Annotated in this window: 20 protein-coding genes and 4 tRNA genes; 22 read left to right on the plus strand and 2 right to left on the minus strand. The window is 41.4% G+C overall.

From position 1 onward, the window contains the following. Positions 1–7: 7 nt before the first annotated feature. Positions 8–1,981, plus strand: a complete 1,974-nt coding sequence (locus tag J2Y37_RS10200; protein ID WP_349032740.1) for a hypothetical protein — start codon at positions 8–10, stop codon at positions 1,979–1,981. 43 nt (positions 1,982–2,024) lie between these two features. Here the strand turns inward: J2Y37_RS10200 and J2Y37_RS10205 are convergent, their stop codons facing one another. After that, entirely contained in the window at positions 2,025–2,573 is a 549-nt protein-coding gene (locus tag J2Y37_RS10205) for an NUDIX hydrolase (protein WP_349032741.1), read from the minus strand. Positions 2,574–2,692: 119 nt separating this feature from the next. Between J2Y37_RS10205 and J2Y37_RS10210 the strand changes: the two genes are divergently transcribed. The 7 genes from J2Y37_RS10210 (at position 2,693) to fghA (ending at position 8,747) form a co-directional block, all read left to right on the plus strand. Further along, the gene (locus J2Y37_RS10210; protein WP_171063418.1) at positions 2,693–3,307 is read left to right on the plus strand and encodes a CoA pyrophosphatase; all 615 of its coding nucleotides are present in this window, start codon (positions 2,693–2,695) and stop codon (positions 3,305–3,307) included. A gap of 22 nt (positions 3,308–3,329) precedes the next feature. Then, positions 3,330–3,860: a gamma carbonic anhydrase family protein gene (locus J2Y37_RS10215; protein WP_005198363.1), complete on the plus strand. Its 531-nt coding sequence runs from the start codon at positions 3,330–3,332 to the stop codon at positions 3,858–3,860. A gap of 137 nt (positions 3,861–3,997) precedes the next feature. Continuing rightward, positions 3,998–4,666, plus strand: coding sequence for a tRNA (adenosine(37)-N6)-threonylcarbamoyltransferase complex dimerization subunit type 1 TsaB (gene tsaB, locus J2Y37_RS10220; protein WP_349032742.1), 669 nt, complete (start codon positions 3,998–4,000; stop codon positions 4,664–4,666). Between the two features lie 2 nt (positions 4,667–4,668). Beyond that, the gene (locus J2Y37_RS10225; protein WP_005198361.1) at positions 4,669–5,493 is read left to right on the plus strand and encodes an undecaprenyl-diphosphate phosphatase; all 825 of its coding nucleotides are present in this window, start codon (positions 4,669–4,671) and stop codon (positions 5,491–5,493) included. Beyond that, positions 5,487–6,296 carry a class I SAM-dependent methyltransferase gene (locus J2Y37_RS10230; RefSeq protein WP_349032743.1) on the plus strand — a complete coding sequence of 270 codons (810 nt, stop codon included), beginning with the start codon at positions 5,487–5,489 and terminating at the stop codon, positions 6,294–6,296. Before J2Y37_RS10225 ends, J2Y37_RS10230 begins: the two co-directional genes overlap by 7 nt. Positions 6,297–6,487: 191 nt before the next feature. Next, a complete protein-coding gene (locus J2Y37_RS10235; protein WP_121930062.1) occupies positions 6,488–7,933 on the plus strand; it encodes a C13 family peptidase in 1,446 nt (481 codons plus the stop codon). Further along, positions 7,902–8,747, plus strand: a complete 846-nt coding sequence (gene fghA / locus J2Y37_RS10240; protein WP_349032744.1) for an S-formylglutathione hydrolase — start codon at positions 7,902–7,904, stop codon at positions 8,745–8,747. Before J2Y37_RS10235 ends, fghA begins: the two co-directional genes overlap by 32 nt. Before the next feature lie 29 nt (positions 8,748–8,776). Here the strand turns inward: fghA and J2Y37_RS10245 are convergent, their stop codons facing one another. Next, positions 8,777–9,052, minus strand: coding sequence for a DUF2218 domain-containing protein (locus J2Y37_RS10245; RefSeq protein WP_004669822.1), 276 nt, complete (start codon positions 9,050–9,052; stop codon positions 8,777–8,779). A 182-nt stretch (positions 9,053–9,234) separates the two neighbouring features. On the opposite strand from J2Y37_RS10245, the gene rpe reads away from it, so the two are divergent. The 14 genes from rpe to J2Y37_RS10315 all read left to right on the plus strand — a co-directional run bounded on the left by rpe (position 9,235) and on the right by J2Y37_RS10315 (position 19,023). Next, positions 9,235–9,921, plus strand: coding sequence for a ribulose-phosphate 3-epimerase (gene rpe / locus J2Y37_RS10250; RefSeq protein WP_349032745.1), 687 nt, complete (start codon positions 9,235–9,237; stop codon positions 9,919–9,921). Between the two features lie 358 nt (positions 9,922–10,279). Continuing rightward, positions 10,280–10,705, plus strand: coding sequence for a hypothetical protein (locus J2Y37_RS10255; RefSeq protein ID WP_349032746.1), 426 nt, complete (start codon positions 10,280–10,282; stop codon positions 10,703–10,705). A gap of 101 nt (positions 10,706–10,806) precedes the next feature. Beyond that, complete coding sequence (locus tag J2Y37_RS10260; RefSeq protein WP_349032747.1) at positions 10,807–12,648, plus strand: copper resistance system multicopper oxidase; 1,842 nt, start codon at positions 10,807–10,809, stop codon at positions 12,646–12,648. Continuing rightward, positions 12,635–13,525, plus strand: a complete 891-nt coding sequence (locus tag J2Y37_RS10265; protein WP_349032748.1) for a copper resistance protein B — start codon at positions 12,635–12,637, stop codon at positions 13,523–13,525. The genes J2Y37_RS10260 and J2Y37_RS10265 overlap by 14 nt, the downstream gene beginning before the upstream one ends. Before the next feature lie 82 nt (positions 13,526–13,607). After that, on the plus strand, positions 13,608–14,111 hold the full coding sequence (locus J2Y37_RS10270) for a hypothetical protein (protein WP_349032749.1): 504 nt from the start codon (positions 13,608–13,610) through the stop codon (positions 14,109–14,111). A gap of 1 nt (position 14,112) precedes the next feature. Continuing rightward, positions 14,113–14,655, plus strand: a complete 543-nt coding sequence (locus J2Y37_RS10275; RefSeq protein ID WP_004669828.1) for a hypothetical protein — start codon at positions 14,113–14,115, stop codon at positions 14,653–14,655. Between the two features lie 159 nt (positions 14,656–14,814). Then, the gene (locus tag J2Y37_RS10280; RefSeq protein ID WP_349032750.1) at positions 14,815–15,132 is read left to right on the plus strand and encodes a multidrug efflux SMR transporter; all 318 of its coding nucleotides are present in this window, start codon (positions 14,815–14,817) and stop codon (positions 15,130–15,132) included. A gap of 52 nt (positions 15,133–15,184) precedes the next feature. Next, a complete protein-coding gene (locus J2Y37_RS10285) occupies positions 15,185–15,673 on the plus strand; it encodes a methylated-DNA--[protein]-cysteine S-methyltransferase (RefSeq protein ID WP_349032751.1) in 489 nt (162 codons plus the stop codon). Positions 15,674–16,021: 348 nt separating this feature from the next. Then, complete coding sequence (gene argJ / locus J2Y37_RS10290; protein ID WP_349032752.1) at positions 16,022–17,254, plus strand: bifunctional glutamate N-acetyltransferase/amino-acid acetyltransferase ArgJ; 1,233 nt, start codon at positions 16,022–16,024, stop codon at positions 17,252–17,254. Between the two features lie 139 nt (positions 17,255–17,393). Then, positions 17,394–18,458: a quinolinate synthase NadA gene (gene nadA, locus J2Y37_RS10295; RefSeq protein ID WP_004669832.1), complete on the plus strand. Its 1,065-nt coding sequence runs from the start codon at positions 17,394–17,396 to the stop codon at positions 18,456–18,458. Positions 18,459–18,590: 132 nt separating this feature from the next. Then, positions 18,591–18,667, plus strand: a tRNA-Pro gene (locus J2Y37_RS10300). Between the two features lie 70 nt (positions 18,668–18,737). Next, a tRNA-Arg gene (locus tag J2Y37_RS10305) sits at positions 18,738–18,814 on the plus strand. 38 nt (positions 18,815–18,852) lie between these two features. Beyond that, positions 18,853–18,928: transfer RNA gene (locus tag J2Y37_RS10310), tRNA-His, on the plus strand. 18 nt (positions 18,929–18,946) lie between these two features. Further along, positions 18,947–19,023, plus strand: a tRNA-Pro gene (locus J2Y37_RS10315). Positions 19,024–19,225 lie beyond the last annotated feature (202 nt).

Here is a 19,225-nt window from a genome sequence, read left to right on the forward strand (position 1 = left end):
ATGATGTATGAATAAAAGAATAGTATTGCCATTTGCACTTTCTGCATTAGCCATTCTTTTGAATGGGTGTGGGGGCGAAAGCTCTAAAATTAATGAAGACCCAACTAAAGGTACAACAGGCGTAACTTCAAATACCAGTTGTGCTGTGACAGCAACCAATTGCTTACAGTTTGCTATGGATTATCCTATAGCGGGTTTGAATTTTGATTGTAGTACGGACATTGTCCATCATTTTGCGACTAAATTTGATAGTAATGCCGTGACAGGTGCTTGTAAAATCGGTGATACAGCGACTTTTTATATACAAGGTGAAGAGTCACCTAAGATTAGTTTGGGAGCCATTAATCTAAATAATGTGGCTAAGGTGAAATTACCTACATTACCACGTATCAGGGTTATAGATTTTGCTATGGCATTGACTGGTAAAACACCAGCATCTTTAAATCGTGATGATGAAACTGTGCGTGTAGCAATGGCGTTGGTTAAAATTTTTCAAAGTTTAGGTGCGGAGAAAGGTGATAATGTCTTTGGCGATATTCAACCAACTGAAATAACGCAGGAAAAGAAGAATCAACTGGCTGAGATTAGTCAATCGATTGGTGTCACTGAATTGAGTAGTGGTCTATATGCTTCAATTATTAAGCCCTGGATCGATGTTAGTTCTATATCAGATGAGCAGGCATTTAAAATAGTGGAACAGTTATTAAACTTTTCTAATACAGCCGTATGGTCAGCTGAATTACCAGTTTTCAATACTGGTAGCGTTGGTAGCACGCCAACAAAAAGATCCCCAGATGGATTTTTTGGTTGTAATTTTGATTATGCAAAATGCGTAGATGCGAGTGTAAGTAATTTATTACATTCGATGGGTGAGTTTCTATTGTTGACGGATAGGCAGGGTTATATATTTGGTTATGGTCTGCAATGGCGAGGACCAGCAACGGTTACGGATAGCACTGTACTTCCACCATTTTATTTAACTAGCTTAGTTAAACCTCAAAAGATACAGTTTAATACGCAAAAAGATTGGTTGAATCCTTTTACACAGTCTATCGCCAGCGATAAACCTTTAATTTTCCGTGCGAATAATAATCCTTCTGATGATTTAATTATTAGGCAAGGGAAGTTGATGGGTGGAAGTACTATTGCGGGAACTGAAGGGTATTATCGAAGAGTAGAGAACTTAAAAGATAGTGATAAAGTCGAAGCTTCACATTTAGGACAATGGCAGCAAACAATTGCAAGTCAGACTTTTAAAGGTGGCGTTGATATTACTAAAGTTAATCCTGCAAGTTTTCTTTCAAAAGATATTTTTAAGACAGAAAAAAATGTTTCAGTAGGACAGCGATATATCTTCCCGCTCTACGCGACATTAACATTTACATTTAAGAGGTTTGATGATGTTGCACAATTACCACCAGTAAAGTTGGGTATTGTCATCGACGAACATGGGGATATTCGTACAGATATTCGAAAGGGTGCAACAGCAACAGATATGTCAGGAATATGTGCCACAGTGGAGTCTATAAATCCTGACGGTACCTATACAGATGAATTTGGTGAAACTCAATATCGTATAGGTACAACTGGTGCTACGCTATTCTCAAGCAATGATAAGTCAGTCACAGTACGTGTGCTTTTGTCACATCCAAAATTTGAGACGATTAATGGTGTAATGTTTGGTACAAACTTAGGTGAAATATCTGGTGCTAAGATCAACATCCACAATTTATTAGCAGGTCAAGCAAACGGAATAACTTTAACTAACTTTGCAAACAATTCTGCCGGTTGGACGAATCTATATGCAGGTCGTCAGGCAGCTTATGTTGGATTGTATGATAGTTTAGAGAAAGATAAAGATAAATACGTAGCACCTACAGCCGAAGAGCGCGAGTTAGCAAAACGTAGATCTGGCAGTGTAAGTATCGACATCGCAGATCAAGCAACCTTCGCATGTAAAGCCATTAAAACCAAGTCTTAGACTTTAGTGATCTAAAAGACCGCGATTAGCGGTCTTTTTTATTTTAACCGGTATGGTCTAAGCGTGTGCCTAATGTTTCTAAATGAGGTGGAAAGACACCGCTTTTACGGTCAGCAAAATAGTGTCTTAAGGTTTGTTCCACACTTGGAAAGGCAAGTTCGTTCCAAGGGATCTCATGTTCTTCAAACAATCGGCATTCTAAACTTTCTTCACCCGCACCAAACACACCTTGTTTTAATATCGCTTTAAATAGCACATAGATTTGACCAATACGTGGGATATTGTAGGTGCAATAGAGTTGTTCAATCTCTACCTCTGCTTCAGCTTCTTCACGGGTTTCTCTCGCCGCACCTTGCTCCATGGTCTCGAATAATTCCATATAGCCTGCGGGTAATGTCCATAGCCCGTAGCGTGGTTCAATTGCACGACGACAAAGTAAAACCTTATTTTCCCAAATGGCCAATGCACCACAAATCACTTTAGGATTCTCATAGTGAATGTGACCACAATGGGTACAAACAAGTCGTGATTTATGATCACCTACTGGAATTTTTTGTTCGGTTTGATGCCCACACGCAACGCAAAAGCTCATAATTATCATCAGCGATAGAGATAGCTCAGCATAACTGAATTTTTATGACTGCGCATCATCTCTATATTTACTGTTCAAATTTCAGCTATGATGCATAATAAAGAAAATGCGAAAAAGAGATGAGTCATATGGAAGAACCATCGTTAATACAACTTTTACAACAACGGTTGCGTTTTTCCAAACGAATCCAACAGGCGGATGCGGCTGTTTTAATTGCGATTACGCAAGAGGCTCAACCTAAAGTGTTGTTGACACGCCGTTCGATCCATTTATCCCAACATGCTGGTGAGGTTTCATTTCCGGGTGGGAAGCGTGATCCGAGTGATACCAGTAATATTGTGGTTGCTTTACGTGAGGCCCAAGAAGAAACTGCATTAAATCCATTTGATGTGAAGCTGATAGGTGATTTGCCGATCCAACGTGCGCGTAGTGGTCTGTTGGTTAAGCCAATTGTGGGATTGATCCCTGCGCAAGTCGACTTAATTGCACAGCCTTCTGAAATTGATCGCATCTTTTTTGCTGAGCTTCAAGCGCTGATCGATGCCCCACCTTTGCCGTATGAAGTTCGTTTAGCGCGTCAGTCATTATATTTTCCAAGTATGCAGGTTGAGAGCGAGGTGGTTTGGGGCTTAACAGCGAGAATGTTGGTTTCTTTGTTCCAATATGGTTTAGGGCATAAAAAAAACTGGCCTTTTCTTGTCAATCCACCTAATTTTGGTCTGTCTAAGTTTTAATTTTTTAAAGAAGTATTTTCTCATGATGTATACGTATCAAGGATTGAGTCCGAAAGCATTGCATGAACCTTGGGATGGTTGGGTTGCTCCAACTGCGACGGTTATTGGTCAAGTGGAGTTTGGTCGCCAAGTGAGTATCTGGTTTGGTGCTGTAGTCCGCGCAGATAATTGTGTTATTCGTATTGGTAATTTTTCCAATATTCAGGAAAATGCAGTGGTGCATACGGATGCTGGGATCGAGCTGAATATCGGTGAATATGTCACTGTGGGTCATAAAGCCATGTTACATGGTTGTAGCATTGGCGATAACTCTTTGATTGGAATGAATGCTGTGATTCTGAATCGGGCGGTGATTGGTAAAAATTGTATTATTGGTGCGAATGCATTGATCCCTGAGGGTAAAGTGATTCCTGATAATTCAGTAGTGATGGGTTCACCCGGCAAAGTGGTAAAGATGATTGATGAACAGGATGTTGAGCGCTTGCGTTGGAGTGCTTTGCATTATGCGGAACACTACAAGCATTTTTTAGCATTAGAAGAATTTCATTTTTAAGCGTGTCTTAATCAAAGTAAAATGTGCCAAACAGAAGTTTGGCTTTTTTGTATCAAAATAGAGAACAACTCGAATATCAGAATGGAGTGGGGTATGATATCGCTCGTTTTTCATCATACTTCGCCTAAGGTTTTTGCATGAAGTTGCTTGCATTGGAAACTGCCAATGAGCAGTGTTCCGTATCATTAATTGATACGACTCAAGAGCTCTATTTTCAATTAGATGGGCGTGCAAAAGCACAAACACAAACGATTTTACCTTTAATTGAACAAGCTTTATTACAAACACAAAATCAACTTAAAGATTTGACTGCAATTGCCTTTAGTCGGGGACCGGGTTCATTTAGTGGTGTACGGATTAATGCTGCGGTTGCGCAAGCATTGGCTTGGTCACATGATCTGCCCGTCATTCCTGTTTCCAGTTTACAAGCGTTGGCACAAGCCGCATATCGTTTGCATGGCTTAACTCAAGTAACCGCTGTGTTAGATGCACGAATGCAAGAAGTGTATATCGCGAATTTTAGCTTGGATGAGCAGGGTGTCATGCAGGCAGTTGATGATGAAAAATTATTGCGTTATGAGCACGCCTCAACCTATTGCAAATATATCGCGGTGGGTTCAGGGGCCGCGTTGATTCAGTCAGAAAAAACACAATCACAAGCAATTGTGGCAACAGCACAAGATATTGCCAGTATTGCGATGGTTTATGCAGCAGAACAAAAATGGGTGGATGCAGCATATGCATTGCCTGTTTATTTGCGTGATGATGCGTGGAAAAAGATTCCAGAACAAGGTAAAGCGGGTTAGCTATGGATTTGTTACTGCTGCTTAAAGCAGCGATCATGGGTATTGTTGAAGGTATTACCGAGTTCTTACCGATTTCAAGTACAGGTCACTTGATTTTGGCATCGGAATTAATGGACTTTTGGACACCTGAAAAAAGTGCTGTTTTTGTCGTCTTGATTCAGATCGGCGCGATTGCTGCCGTGATCTATGAGTATTGGTCACGCTTGTGGAATGCTGCAACTGGTATGGTCACTGGCGAAGAAAAAGGGCGCCGTTTGGGCTTTAGTCTCATTTTTGCTTCGATCCCAATTGTCTTGGTCGGTTTAACCTTTGGACAAGTGATTAAAGAAGTGCTCTTTAATGATCTTGTGGTTGCTTTAGGTTTGATTATTGGTGGCTTAATCATTATTTGGGTGGAGAAAAATCCACCTCGAATCAATGCCGCAGAAGTTGAAAATATTACCTTTAAGCAAGCCATCTGGATTGGTTTAATTCAGGTGTTGGCTTTGATTCCCGGGACATCGCGTTCAGGCGCAACCATTATCGGTGCAATGTATTTAGGCGTATCGCGTAAAGCGGCAACCGAATTTTCATTTTTCCTCGGTATCCCTGTGATTATTGGTGCAGGCCTATTAGACTTGTATCAGAGTTATCATGTACTTGATGGTTTCGATGATTGGATCGTACTTGCGGTTGGTCTGATCGTTTCGTTTATCTCGGCTTTGCTCTTGATTCGCGCATTGGTTGCTTATGTAGCTAAGCGTGATTTTATGGTTTTTGCGTGGTATCGAATTGCATCGGGTCTACTCATTTTATTACTTTTCTTTACTGGTTGGAAATTATGGTAGGCGAGTTTCGCTTATTTTTTGAAAGCTCAGAAGTCGAGAAAGCACAGCACTATCAAACTGTGCTTTCTTTACGTGGGGTGGTGGTCGAGCTTTGTCTGATCGAGCAATTAAATGCTCGTTTTTTGCGTTTGAACCCTGAACTTGCTTTATGCGTTGATGCATCAGGTTTGTGGTTATGTGCCAACGGTATGAAAATGCGACCTGATTGGCAGGCAGAAATTCCACGCTTAAAGCGTGCTAGTCTTAAGTCGGAAATGCTCGCTCGCGCATGTCAATTGGCTGAGAAACCGAATTTGGTTGATGCAACCGCGGGTTTGGGGCATGACAGTTTATTGATGGCGCATTTAGGCGCACAGGTTCATTTGGTCGAACGGAATCCGATTCTATTTTGTTTATTAGAAGATGCGAAAGTTCAAGCACAGCAAGATCCATTTTTACAGCTAACGATGTCGCGCATACAATTAGTTTTTGCTGATTCAGCGGTTTATTTAGAACAGCTTAAACAACAAGATCAGTCCGTTGATGTGGTGTATTTAGATCCCATGTTTCCTCAACGTGATCAAAATCATCAAGCAATCAAAAAGCAAGCCCAAGTGAAGAAACAAATGCAATTATTGCACTTATTGTTACCTGAGCATGGTGAAATGGATTTAGGCGATCAACTGCTTGCTTTGGCTAAGCAGGTGGCAAAACGCGTGATTGTGAAGCGTCCACGGCATGCTGTTTTTCTCGCTGAGCAAGTTGCTGATCATCAGTGGTTAGGTGATGCTTGTCGTTTTGATGCTTATTTTTCAAAAGATTAATTTTAAAATAGATTCAAATGATTGTGTGGCTTCGGTCAATGCTCAGTAAAGATTTGTGATATAGTGCCAAAGCATAATTGCTAAAAAAATCTGCTCCAGCATACACTAGCATTTCGCACCGCATCTTTTTAAAAAATGAAATTCATTCTGTAAAAGATTGGCATATTTTGAGTTTAATCCCGAAGAATTTTATGATAGACCTCAAACCATCGATAAATATCTGGCATGATTTTAAAAGTAACCAAATTGCTGGAATGTGGTTGTTTCTAGGGTCGCGTCGATCTTTACAAGTGGTTCACCCTTCGATCACGCAGCTGATTCTGTGGGGGATTTTGGGCGCTTGTACCAACTCACTTTATAGTTGGTTGGTGGCGGGGCAGGTTGGAGACTTTAACTCTCAAGGTTTGATTGGTTATGCACTTTGGCCTTTTATTGCCCTAATTGTTGGTATTTTTTTATCACAACGGATGAACCAACCACGCTTGATGCTCGTTCCTGCATTACTGTGGTTAGTGCTTGATACCAATATCCTGCTTTTACAGTGTTTGGTCCAATATCTTGGTTCCAATGGTTATCTCAATTTTATTCCCGATAGTATTTATAACGGTTTGTTGCCGCCATTATTTGCAGGACTTTTTGTTTGGCAAAGTTTGGCTGTGATTTGGGTTTTTTCTCGTGCGTTGAATTGGCCATGGTGGGAACGTGCTTTGGTCTTCGTGGCGACCATTGCAACTTTGGTGGTTTGGCAGTTATCGGTAAAAGATCAACCGATTTGGAAAGTTGAAGAAAGACCAGCCACTTTTGCAGAAGACGCCTTCTATGCCCAAAGCCATTTATTAAATAATGCGTTAGATCAAATTCAATACAGCGATATTGCCAATAGCCATTGGTATTTTTTTGGTGTGGCTGGAGACAGTTATGCGGATGTATTTAAGTCTGAAATTGAGCGAATAAAAGAACAATTTGATACCCGTTTTGGCACTTTTGGTCGCTCTATTATGCTGGTCAATAATCCTGCAACACGTTTAGATATCCCGATTGCATCTAAAACCAGCATTGAATTGACTTTGCGCCGTATTGGTCAGCAAATGAATCGTGATAGTGACGTTTTATTTCTTTACATGACCTCACATGGTGAGCGTAATCATTTTGAGCTTGAAAATGCGCCTTTAGATTTGGGGCAAATTGATCCGAAATGGTTACGTGAGACACTTGATAAATCAGGGATTCGCTGGCGTGTGATCGTTATTTCAGCATGTTATTCAGGCAGTTTTGTTCCAGCATTACAATCGCCAGATACCTTAATTATTACTGCTTCCGCGGCAGATAAGACCTCGTTTGGTTGTAATAGTGAAGCGGACTATACTTATTTTGGTCGTGCTTTTTTTGATTTAGCCATGCGCGAACAACATTCGATGAAAGCGGCTTTTGATCAAGCAAAGCAAACGGTAACCAAATGGGAAGTTGCACAAGGGGTTGAGCCTTCTGAGCCACAGTGGTCGATTGGTCGAAATATGGAACTCATGCTACCGCAATTGGAGCCGTATTTATTCCCAACGCAGAATATGGCAACAACTGATATTACAAAAACACAGGATAATGAACATGCAGCTACTACAAAAAAATCGTTGTTTTGAGGGTGAGCAACGCGTTTATCAAATTGAGTCTCAACATCTCAAAAGCTTAACTAAAGTCGGGGTTTATCTACCGCCTGCGGCTTTAGAGGGCAAAGCATGTTCAGCTTTATTTTATCTTGCAGGTTTGACGTGTACGGAAGACACTTTTGCGATCAAAGCCCATGCACAACGTATGGCTGCTCGACTCAGTCTGATTTTAATTACGCCGGATACTTCGCCTCGAGGCGAAGATGTTGCACAAGGTGATCATTGGGATATCGGGCAGGGCGCAGGATTTTATCTGAATGCGACGCAACAGCCTTGGGCAGCGCACTATCAAATGGAGTCTTATCTGGTTGATGAGCTGTATGCACAAGTGTTGCATGCGTTTCCAATTATTGAAAATCAAGTCGGAATTTTCGGGCATTCAATGGGTGGTCACGGTGCATTGACCTTGGCATTTAAATATCCTGAACAATTTAAATCGGTTTCTGCATTCGCCCCAATTTGTGCGCCAAGTATTTGTCCTTGGGGTGAAAAGGCATTTAGCCAATATTTAGGTGATGATCGACAAGCTTGGTTGGCACATGATGCAACCGCTTTGGTTCAGCACAAAGGGAAGTTGTTTGAGGAAATATTAATTGATCAAGGTATAGATGATCAGTTTTATAGCCAACTCAATCCCGAAGCATTCAAGCAAGCGTGTTTGGATGCAAGTCAACCGATTACCTTGCGTTTGCACCATGGCTATGATCACGGATATTACTTTATCCAAAGTTTTATGGATGATCACTTACAGTTTCATGCCATTCAACTCGAAAAAGTAGGCGATTAACCTAAAAGAAGCTCAAATGGAGCTTCTTTTTAACTACGTTGCCATTCAGCAGTAAATTCTTGCTGTGCCATGCGATTTAAATGATCAATCACCACTTGTTCTAAACGTTCGACATCTTCTTGTTGGTTTTCAATAAGGACGTCTAAATGTTGTTGTTGAGGTGTTAATGTTACGGTTGCAGTCGGCATAAAGATTTTTGAATGCGTTTCCGTTTCAGCCACTTCAAACTTATGTTTCCAGTGATTTACTAAACGTTTGCTAATGCGTTTTCCTTCGATGGTTGTAATTTGTGTGGTGCTATTCATTTCTCTAAGTCTTGTTGTGGCTTGATTTTCAACTTAGCAAATTTGATTTTATTTGAAAATAGCATTCCTGCAACGTGCTGTTGCAACTTTGCAATGCTGTATTGATGACTTGGTAACAGACGGAGTTGCGGTAAATTTGTTATACTTCAGCCATCATTTTCTTAGTTTTTGCCAGGTCATCCATGTCCAAGCCGTATTTAATTGCTCCTTCGATTTTATCTGCTGATTTTGCACGTTTAGGTGAAGATGTAGAAAAGGTTTTAGCTGCGGGTGCAGACGTTGTACATTTTGATGTGATGGATAACCACTATGTACCGAATCTGACTTTTGGTGCAGGTGTATGTAAGGCATTAAAAAAATACGGTATCAAAGCACCGATTGATGTGCATTTGATGGTGTCACCTGTCGATCGTATGATTGGTGATTTCTTAGATGCAGGCGCAGACATTATTACTTTCCATCCAGAAGCAACTGATCATATTGATCGTTCTTTACAACTGATTAAAGCAGGTGGTGCAAAAGCTGGACTGGTCTTTAATCCTGCAACGCCGTTGCATCATTTGGATTATGTGTTAGATAAAGTTGATCAAATTTTATTGATGAGTGTAAATCCGGGTTTTGGTGGACAAAAGTTCATTCCAATGACTCTGGAAAAGCTACGTCAAGCCCGTAAAATTATTGATGCCAGTGGTCGTGATATTCGTTTAGAAGTCGATGGTGGTGTAGGTCCAGCCAACATCCGAGAAATCGCAGAAGCAGGTGCGGATATGTTTGTGGCAGGTTCAGCGATTTTTGGTCAACCAGACTATAAAGCCGTGATTGATCAAATGCGTGCAGAGTTGGCTAAAGTTGGTGCGAAAGAAGTTTAGTGTTTTTTTTAACACAGGGTGTGGATAACTTTGTTTATAACTAGGTGGATAACCGTGTTGATAAGCAGGTGGATAACATGTTGTTAAAATAAACAAAATGATTTCAACTGTTTATATTCACAGCAAAGTGATGAAAAAAGGACAATTTTTTGTCCTTTTTTTGTGCGCTAAGATGTTTATTTTGCTTTATTTTTATTCATGCGGTTCTTTGGGCACAATTGTGTGATTAAACAGCAGCTTTAATCTGAACGAAGATTAAGTTATTACAATTCGAACATGAAGATGATTGTGCAAATCAATGAAAGAAATTATGCTAAACATATCGAACAGCTTTCATCATTGAAACCAAGGACATTCAGTGCAACTTCGCAAACAATACAAACAACTGTGGTTTGTATTCCTGATGATATTTTTCATTGGGGGAAGTGGTGTGGTTGCTGCTGTAGTTCCAGCGATTCAATTTGAACAAAAAACGGATATAACAACAAAAACGATGTCGTGTCACGAACAGCACATGGCAGATCAACATCATCAGATGCACATGTCCGATATAGATGTTTCGATTTCAGCAAAATGTCATGAAGCACATTTGCAAGATGGTCAGCATTGTCAGGACTGCAATAGTCCAACGCATTGTCAAACGACAAACTTTGCGTTAGATCAACAGACGCCGAAGCTTTCTTCCTTAGTGTTGTTAGAGCTGCATACGCATAAAAATACCGACTATCAAGCCCGACATCTTGCTGGATATTGGCAAGAGATATTACGCCCTCCTAAAGCCTGATCTGCTTTAAGTTTCCCTCTTTTTCCTTGTGCCATATCTGGCTTGGGTCTAGTGGAAATTTATACCGCTTAAAGTCAGTTTTATTAGATTAGGAAAATATCATGTCTTCAAAAATATACGCTGGCGTTGTTGCCAGTCTGAGCCTATTGTTTGCACCCTATAGTTGGGCTGCGATTAAAGAATATCATCTCAATATCAATCAAGAAATGGTCAACATTACTGGGAAACCAGTCAAACGCATGACGGTAAATGGTAAATTTATTGCACCGCTTTTAGAGTTTGAAGAAGGCGATGAAGCGGTCATCCATGTCCATAATCAATTAAAAGATCAAGACACTTCTTTGCATTGGCATGGTTTACTTTTACCCGGTCTGATGGATGGCGTGCCAGGATTTAATGGTTTCCAAGGCATTCAGCCAAATGGCAGTTTTGAGTATCGTTTTAAGGTACGTCAAAATGGAACCTATTGGTATCACGCGCATAGCAAAGGACAAGAACAAGATGGTTTGTATGGCGCACTGGTGATTTATCCAAAAGGCAAACAGCCTATTGCGGCACATGAAAAAGCACAGCGTGACTATGTGGTGATGCTCTCTGACTTCCATGAAACGGACAGCGATCAGATCATGGCAAATCTTAAGAAATCTGCGGAGTATTATCAGAATCAACGTGAAACGGTTGCCGATGTTTGGAAACAAGTCAAACAACAGGGTCTAAAAGCGACATGGCAAGACCGTTCGATGTGGAATCAGATGCGGATGCTTAAAACGGACTTGTCTGATGTCACAGGCTATACTTTTCTTGTAAATGGAAAAACACCACAACAGAACTGGACGGGCGCATTTAAAACAGGTGAAAAAGTTCGTCTGCGTTTTATCAATGCCTCGGCTATGTCATTTTTTGATGTGCGTATTCCAAACTTAAAAATGACGGTGGTGAGTGCGGATGGTCAGCCAGTACAACCTGTAGCAGTCGATGAGTTTCGTATTGGTGCAGCGGAGACCTATGATGTGTTGGTTGAGCCAAAACAGCCACATTATCAAATCGAAGCTGAATCCATTGATCGTTCGGGTTTTGCCATCGCTTCGTTACATAATGAAATTCAAACTCAACATCAGCATATGATTGAAATGCCTAAACCACGTCCACGTTCATTATTGACGATGGATGATATGGGGCATGGTTCGCATGCTCAGATGGATCACAGCACTCATGGTCAAATGAAGATGGCTGAAATGGATCACAGTACCCAAGAGATGGATCACAGTGCGCATGGTCAAATGAAGATGGCCAAAATGGATCATAGTACCCACGCGCAGATGAATCATGATGCTCATGACCAAATGGATCATAGCGCCCATCAACAGCAGACAACTGCTCGTAATGAAAAATCAAAACCTGAAACAGTATTTGGTTGGGCCAATGCAGCAACGCCTGAGGGACATAAAGCGTTGCAGTACGCTGATCTGAAATCCTTAACACCGCAGCCTGATATCCGACCAGCCGAAAGAGAGTTGGTGATTCGTCTTGGTGGCACCATGGAACGTTATATTTGGACCATCGATGGGAAGAAGTTTAGTGACAAAGATTTTGAACCGTTGAAAGTACAGTATGGTGAACGTATTCGTTTGAAGTTTGTGAATGAAAGCATGATGGCGCATCCGATGCATTTACATGGCATGTTTATGCAACTAGAAAATGGGCAAACTGCAGCCAATATGCCCAATAAACACACCATTGTGGTTCCACCGGGTCAAACAGTCACTGCCATGCTTACCGCAGATGAATTGGGCGAATGGGCGATTCATTGTCATTTATTATTCCATATGTCAGCAGGCATGATGAGTAAGTTGATTGTTGCAAATGTCGATGATTCAAAAAACGTAAAGCAAAAAACCAGCCCAGTTCAGTCATCTCAAGGAGAGAGCCATGCACATCACTAAGCGATCTTCTGAGATCAAACGATATACTCAATTGGTTTTTATTGGTGGTCTCATATCTTCGATCAGTCTATTGACCTCGGCACATGAAGGCCATGATCATCAAATGATGCAGTCACAATCAAGTATGCAATCAAATGCATCTGCATCAATGGATCATTCACACCATCCAATCACCCCAACACAGCAAGTTCAGATTACTCAACATGGTCAGCATGATCATCGCCTAGAACATGGCGGGCAAGTTTATCAGGCGACCAGTTTGGAGAGTGCTTGGACTGTGGGTGATGACGGACGAGGACGTGCGAGCACTGAATTAAAAACTTGGGTGGGCACTGATGAAAATAAAGTTTTTATCAAAGCCCATCTAGAAAAGGCTGAATCCGAGCAAGCTGACACTGAAGCAAAGGTATTGTACAGTCGTAATATTGCAGATTTTTGGGATGTACAGGCAGGTGTCCGTTATCAATATCAGTCTGAACAGCAGCAAGATAAGAATCAATGGAGTGCTGTATTTGGCGTACATGGTTTAGCACCCTATTTCTTTGAAACAGAAGCTTATCTTTATGCAGGGCAGGATCAGCGTTGGCAGCTGAGTTTAGAAACAAGTCGTGATTTCTTGTTCACTCAAAAGCTGATTGCACAGCCTTATGTGAATGCAGATGTGGTATTGAATGATGAATCCAAATATGCACGTAAAACAGGTCTATCTAAGCTGCAAACGGGCGTACAAATGCGTTATGAAATCAGTAAAAAAGTGATGCCGTTTATAGATGTTGCCTATGCCTATCATAAAGGTGCAAAGCAGACGGATTGGCAAACCGCATCGCAGCGTGAAAAAGGTGGATTGTACGGTGCTGGTGTTACGCTAAAGTTCTGATATTTTGCTTAATTTTTAACATTTTTGAGATACTGTTGGTTTATACTAGCAGTATCTTTTTTGAGTCATTTATGGTGCATCAATGGCTTTAGAACAACAAGACAATCGAATAACAGAAAGAACAAAGCAATCTGAAAAGGTCGGGCGTACCCAAGATACGTTAGCGTCGCAATTAGAGTTGATTGCACCCGATGGCAGTATGTACGTGAGTTACTATTATATTCCTCAGATGAGTAATGTTGTGGAGGCTCAACGTGTCAGAAAAGCACTGATTCCTTTTGCTGCGATATTGGTAGAACATAATATTGATTTAGATGTACGTCATTTAACCCTTTATCACGATGACTCAATTGATGAGGTCACGGCTGTATTACAAGCATTGAACTTAGGTGCAGAATTACAGCAAACAATGTCTCATTACGAGCCATTGGAACTTGCAAACTTCAAACCACAACAATCTGATGAATTGAGCAACAAACAAGAAAGAGTCGGATTTTATTTAAAAGCAGCTCAAAAATTTTTATATGTGATTTTAGAAAAGTTTAGACAATGGGTTAAAGCATTGCGAAGCAAAAAGGATAAATAATATGCCGAGATGGATGTATGGCCTTATGGGCTTTGCATTGATTTGGCTGGTTTGGACCAATTGGCTCAAACCTGTACCCAATCTCACTCAGGTTACTGCACAGGGTGTGCAAATCGTAGAATTACAGTCTTATGAAGGTACCTTTCGTGTGCTTTCACGCAAAGATTATCATTCGGGGCGAGAGGCTGAGTTTTCTCCAATTGATTTAGCGGTCGGTTGGGGCGATATGGCGAAACCCGATATCTATAAACATGTTGATATTTCACAACGAAATCGTTGGTATTATTGGCGTGTAGATGCACAGCCTCCCATCGCGTTACGCGAAATCGCAGTACAAAGTGCCAATATGCATATCGTGCCTGCAACCGCACAGGTCGCCGAACAGCTTAAGAAAATTAAAAAAGATGATTTGGTTAATTTGAAAGGTGCATTAATAGAAATTCAGGCGCCTGATGGATGGCGTTGGCGGAGTTCCTTATCACGTGAAGATACGGGGAGTGGGGCATGTGAGTTGATGCGAGTCGATAGTGTGGTTTGGTATTGAGTGTTTGGTATAAGTAAGCCATTGAATAAGCATCGTTTAGATACATAATAATTCACATGATTGCAAGATTGTAAATTATACTATTGGGTTGAGTAGGACGACCTCTCATTAAAGAATCACGTTGGGACGACCCAACCCTTGCTATACACGAGAGAAAAAATGGCGTGGGCAATTTTAATTTTGGCAGGTATTTTCGAAATTATTTGGGCGTATTCAATGAAACTGTCAGAGGGTTTTACTCGTTTAACTCCGACAGTGATTACCCTCGTTTTTATGATTTTGAGTTTCGGTTTACTTGCGACAGCAATGAAAACTTTGCCGTTGGGCACTGCTTATACCGTTTGGACAGGGATCGGTGCAATCGGATCATTTGTTATCGGTATTATGGTATTAAATGAACCTATGACCGCTATGCGAATGATCGCAGCGGTACTCATTGTATCTGGTTTAGTTTTGATGAAACTTTCATCTCATTAGTTGTTCACTTTTTGTAAAAGATGGACTAGGCGCGATTTAAAAGGAGATCGTGATGCAACTGGTTTATATGTATATGGATTCTCCAGTGGGTACATTAAAACTGGTTGCGCATGATCACGCCTTAGTTGCAGTGATGTGGGACAATGAAGATCATAAGCGCGTACGCTTAGCAGCGTTGTTAGAGAACACTCAACATCCGATGCTGCTCAAAGCGAAACAACAATTACAACAATATTTTGCAGGACAACGTCAGCAATTTGATTTGCCTTTGGATTTTCAGGGTACGGACTTTCAACAACACGTTTGGAATGCTTTGCTGACTATTCCTTATGGTGAAACGCGTAGTTATAAGGATATTGCGCTTCAGATTGGCAATGTGAAAGCAGTACGTGCTGTCGGTGCTGCCAATGGCAAGAATCCGATTTCAATTATTGCGCCGTGTCACCGGGTGATTGGTTCTGGTGGAGCATTGGTGGGATTTGCAGGTGGGTTGGATAAGAAGCAGATTTTGTTGAACTTAGAGCAAAGTAAATCTGCTTAGTTTATTGATAAAAACTCGATTTTTTTGATTATTTAGCATAAGCTTTTAAGGTAAGGTTTGATATATAAACCTTAGTAGATTTTTGATACACGGAAATGTCACCCGCAACCTGCGTGGTTTAAAAAATAGGTAAGTTATTGTATTTATAATTTAAATTAAATAGATGCAAAAAATGAACAGGTTTTGCGGGGGACAAATGGTTTTGCCTACTTTTCCCGAAAGAAAAGTAGGTCGAGCCGAAGGCTTATCCTAAAATTGGATGAATGTTCGGCAAGACTCCGATGAGATAGATCTCTTAATTGAATATCAAGCTAAAATCTTTAAAGCTCAATGAATGGAAGTTTAAAAATGGCTGTTGGTGACGTAACGATGCCACTTATGCATGTGGTGCAGGGTGTAAAAATTGGCTCAACTGAGGCGTATGTACGTTATCCAAACCGACGAGATCTGGTCATTTTTGAATTTGCTGAAGGTTCAAATGTAGCAGGGGTCTTTACCCAAAGCGCATTTGCGGCTGCGCCAGTTTTACTCAGTAAAAAACATTTGGCTGAAAGCACTTCACAAAAGCAGCCACGTTACCTGATTATTAATACAGGCAATGCCAATGCCGCAACAGGTACTGTGGGCTATCAAAATGCCGAAGCAACTTGTGCCAAACTTGCTGAATTGACAGGTGTGCAAAGCAATCAGATTTTGCCATTTTCAACAGGTGTGATTGGTGAGCAGTTGCCAATTGAACGTTTGGTTCAAGGTATTCAACCTGCGTTGAACGATCTAAATACTGATCATTGGGTAGATGCTGCATCAGGGATTATGACCACGGATACCACTCCAAAAGGTGCATCTGAACAATTTGAACTCGATGGCATCACTTATACCATGACCGGTATTAGTAAAGGTGCGGGTATGATTCGCCCGAACATGGCGACTATGTTGAGCTTCGTTGCCACAGATGCGCCGATTGCAAAAGCATTGGTTGAGCAGCTTCTAAAAACAACGGTTGAGCATTCATTTAACCGCATTACCATTGATGGGGATACCTCAACCAATGACTCCTGTATTTTTGTTGCAACAGGTTTAGCTGGTGGTGCTGAGATTGAGAGCCAAGATGATCCACGTTATCAACAGGTACTCGATGTACTTGCTCGGATGATGAATCGTCTCGCACAGCTGATTGTACGTGATGGTGAAGGTGCAACCAAATTCATTACCGTTCAAGTTGAAGGTGGGGCAAATACTCAAGAGTGTTGTGATGTTGCCTATAGTGTCGCTGAGTCACCATTGATCAAAACGGCTTTATTTGCATCAGATCCAAACTGGGGACGTATCGTGATGGCAATTGGTAAAGCCGGTGTGCCTAATTTAGACAGCAGTAAGGTTCAAGTTTGGTTGGGTGATGTACAAATCTGCTTAGATGGTGGCGCAAATCCAGACTATACCGAAGAAGCGGGCGCGGCAGTGATGGTAGAGAAAGAAATCACTATTCGTATTGATCTTGGACGAGGTACTGCACGAGATACGGTTTATACCTGTGACTTTTCTTACGACTATGTGAAAATTAATGCCGATTATCGTTCGTAAATTTGCGTTATAATGCAGCCTCCACAGTGAGGCTTTTTTTATATCGCTTGTTTGTGGATGTGTTTAATCCCAAATCTCAACAGATACCCACGTTATCAGTTTGCAGTGATGCAAGCGCGCAGGATAGAGAAGACGCTTTATGAATGATGCGAATTTAATTGCGAACGACGCCAAAAATATTGTGCAGACGCATTTAGATCGTTTGGGCGAGCCAAAGGACAATAGCCTAAGCCCAGAAGTGAAACAACAGAAGTTTGCTCAAATCGCAGCCGAGCTTAAAAAAAGAAATGCGGTATTGGTCGCACACTATTACTGTGATCCTGATGTACAAGAGCTTGCTGAACTTACTGGTGGTTGTGTTTCTGACTCATTAGAAATGGCACGTTTTGGTCGTGACCATCCAGCGACGACACTTGTGGTTGCTGGGGTTAAGTTTATGGGGGAAACCTCAAAAATTTTATCGCCTGAAAAAACGGTGCTGATGCCAACTTTAGAGGCAACCTGTTCACTTGATATTGGTTGTCCAGTCGAAGAGTTCTCTGCATTTTGCGATCAACATCCTGATCATACTGTGGTGGTGTATGCCAATACTTCAGCAGCAGTAAAAGCACGTGCGGATTGGGTGGTAACTTCAAGTTGCGCGGTCGAGATTATTGAGCATTTAGACAGTTTAGGTGAAAAAATTATTTGGGCACCTGACCAACATTTGGGCCGTTATATTCAGAAGAAAACAGGCGCAGAAATGTTGTTGTGGGATGGTGCGTGTATCGTGCATGAGGAGTTTCGTGCACGGGGCATTATTCAGATGAAAGCACTTTATCCTGATGCCGCTGTTTTAGTCCATCCAGAGTCACCTGAAGCGGTTGTGGATATTGCAGATGCGGTGGGAAGTACCTCGCAATTGATCAAAGCAGCACAGACATTGCCGCAGAAACAAATGATCGTGGCAACAGATCGAGGCATTTTTTATAAAATGCAACAAGCTGCGCCTGATAAAGAGTTATTTGAAGCGCCGACAGCAGGTGAGGGTGCAACATGTCGTTCATGTGCGCACTGTCCTTGGATGGCAATGAATGAGTTAGATGGTATTTTGCATGTGTTACAACATAGCGATCAAGAAATACACGTCGATCCAGCATTGGCAGAACGTGCCAAATTACCTTTAGATCGAATGTTGAACTTTAGCGCGTCGTTAAAGCGTTAAAATGTTTGTTAAATATACATTTGATAAGGAAAAATCATTTTTTTTAAAACTAGGTGTTGACGTGATGCAACGTCAAGCCTAGAATGCACACCGTACCGCACGATGTGCGATACAATAAAAGCTGAGATAGATCGGAGCATAGCACAGCCTGGTAGTGCACCTGGTTTGGGACCAGGGGGTCGTAGGTTCGAATCCTACTGCTCCGACCAATTAAAACATGTTGAAAAACATTGTTTTAGGATCGGCCAAGTATCGCATGATAGTTTTATCATCGGTTATGCGCCTGTAGCTCAGTTGGATAGAGCATCCGCCTTCTAAGCGGATGGTCACAGGTTCGAATCCTGTCAGGCGCGCCATTTGGTAGCTTGGTACATAGAATCAAAAGTATGTTATGGTGGATGTAGCTCAGTTGGTAGAGCCCCGGATTGTGATTCCGGTTGTCGCGGGTTCGAATCCCGTCATTCACCCCACTCTTTTATAGAGAGTATCGGAGCATGGCGCAGTCTGGTAGCGCACCTGGTTTGGGACCAGGGGGTCGTAGGTTCGAATCCTACTGTTCCGACCATCATCTTAAAGATGAAATAGAAATCCGCTAAATGAGCGGTTTTTTTGTGCCTGAATTTTTAGGCAACTCTCACTCGCTTCTTGATGAAGTCTCTTCTGTTTTGATTGATTCATTTAAACGATTCAAGTTTAAATATGAATTTGTTTGTCACAATTTCAATCTAGTATTTTATCTTTCATATCTGTTGTTATATAACAGACCT

This window comes from Acinetobacter sp. 3657, from assembly GCF_031456775.1.
In the GTDB taxonomy this organism is placed as follows: domain Bacteria; phylum Pseudomonadota; class Gammaproteobacteria; order Pseudomonadales; family Moraxellaceae; genus Acinetobacter.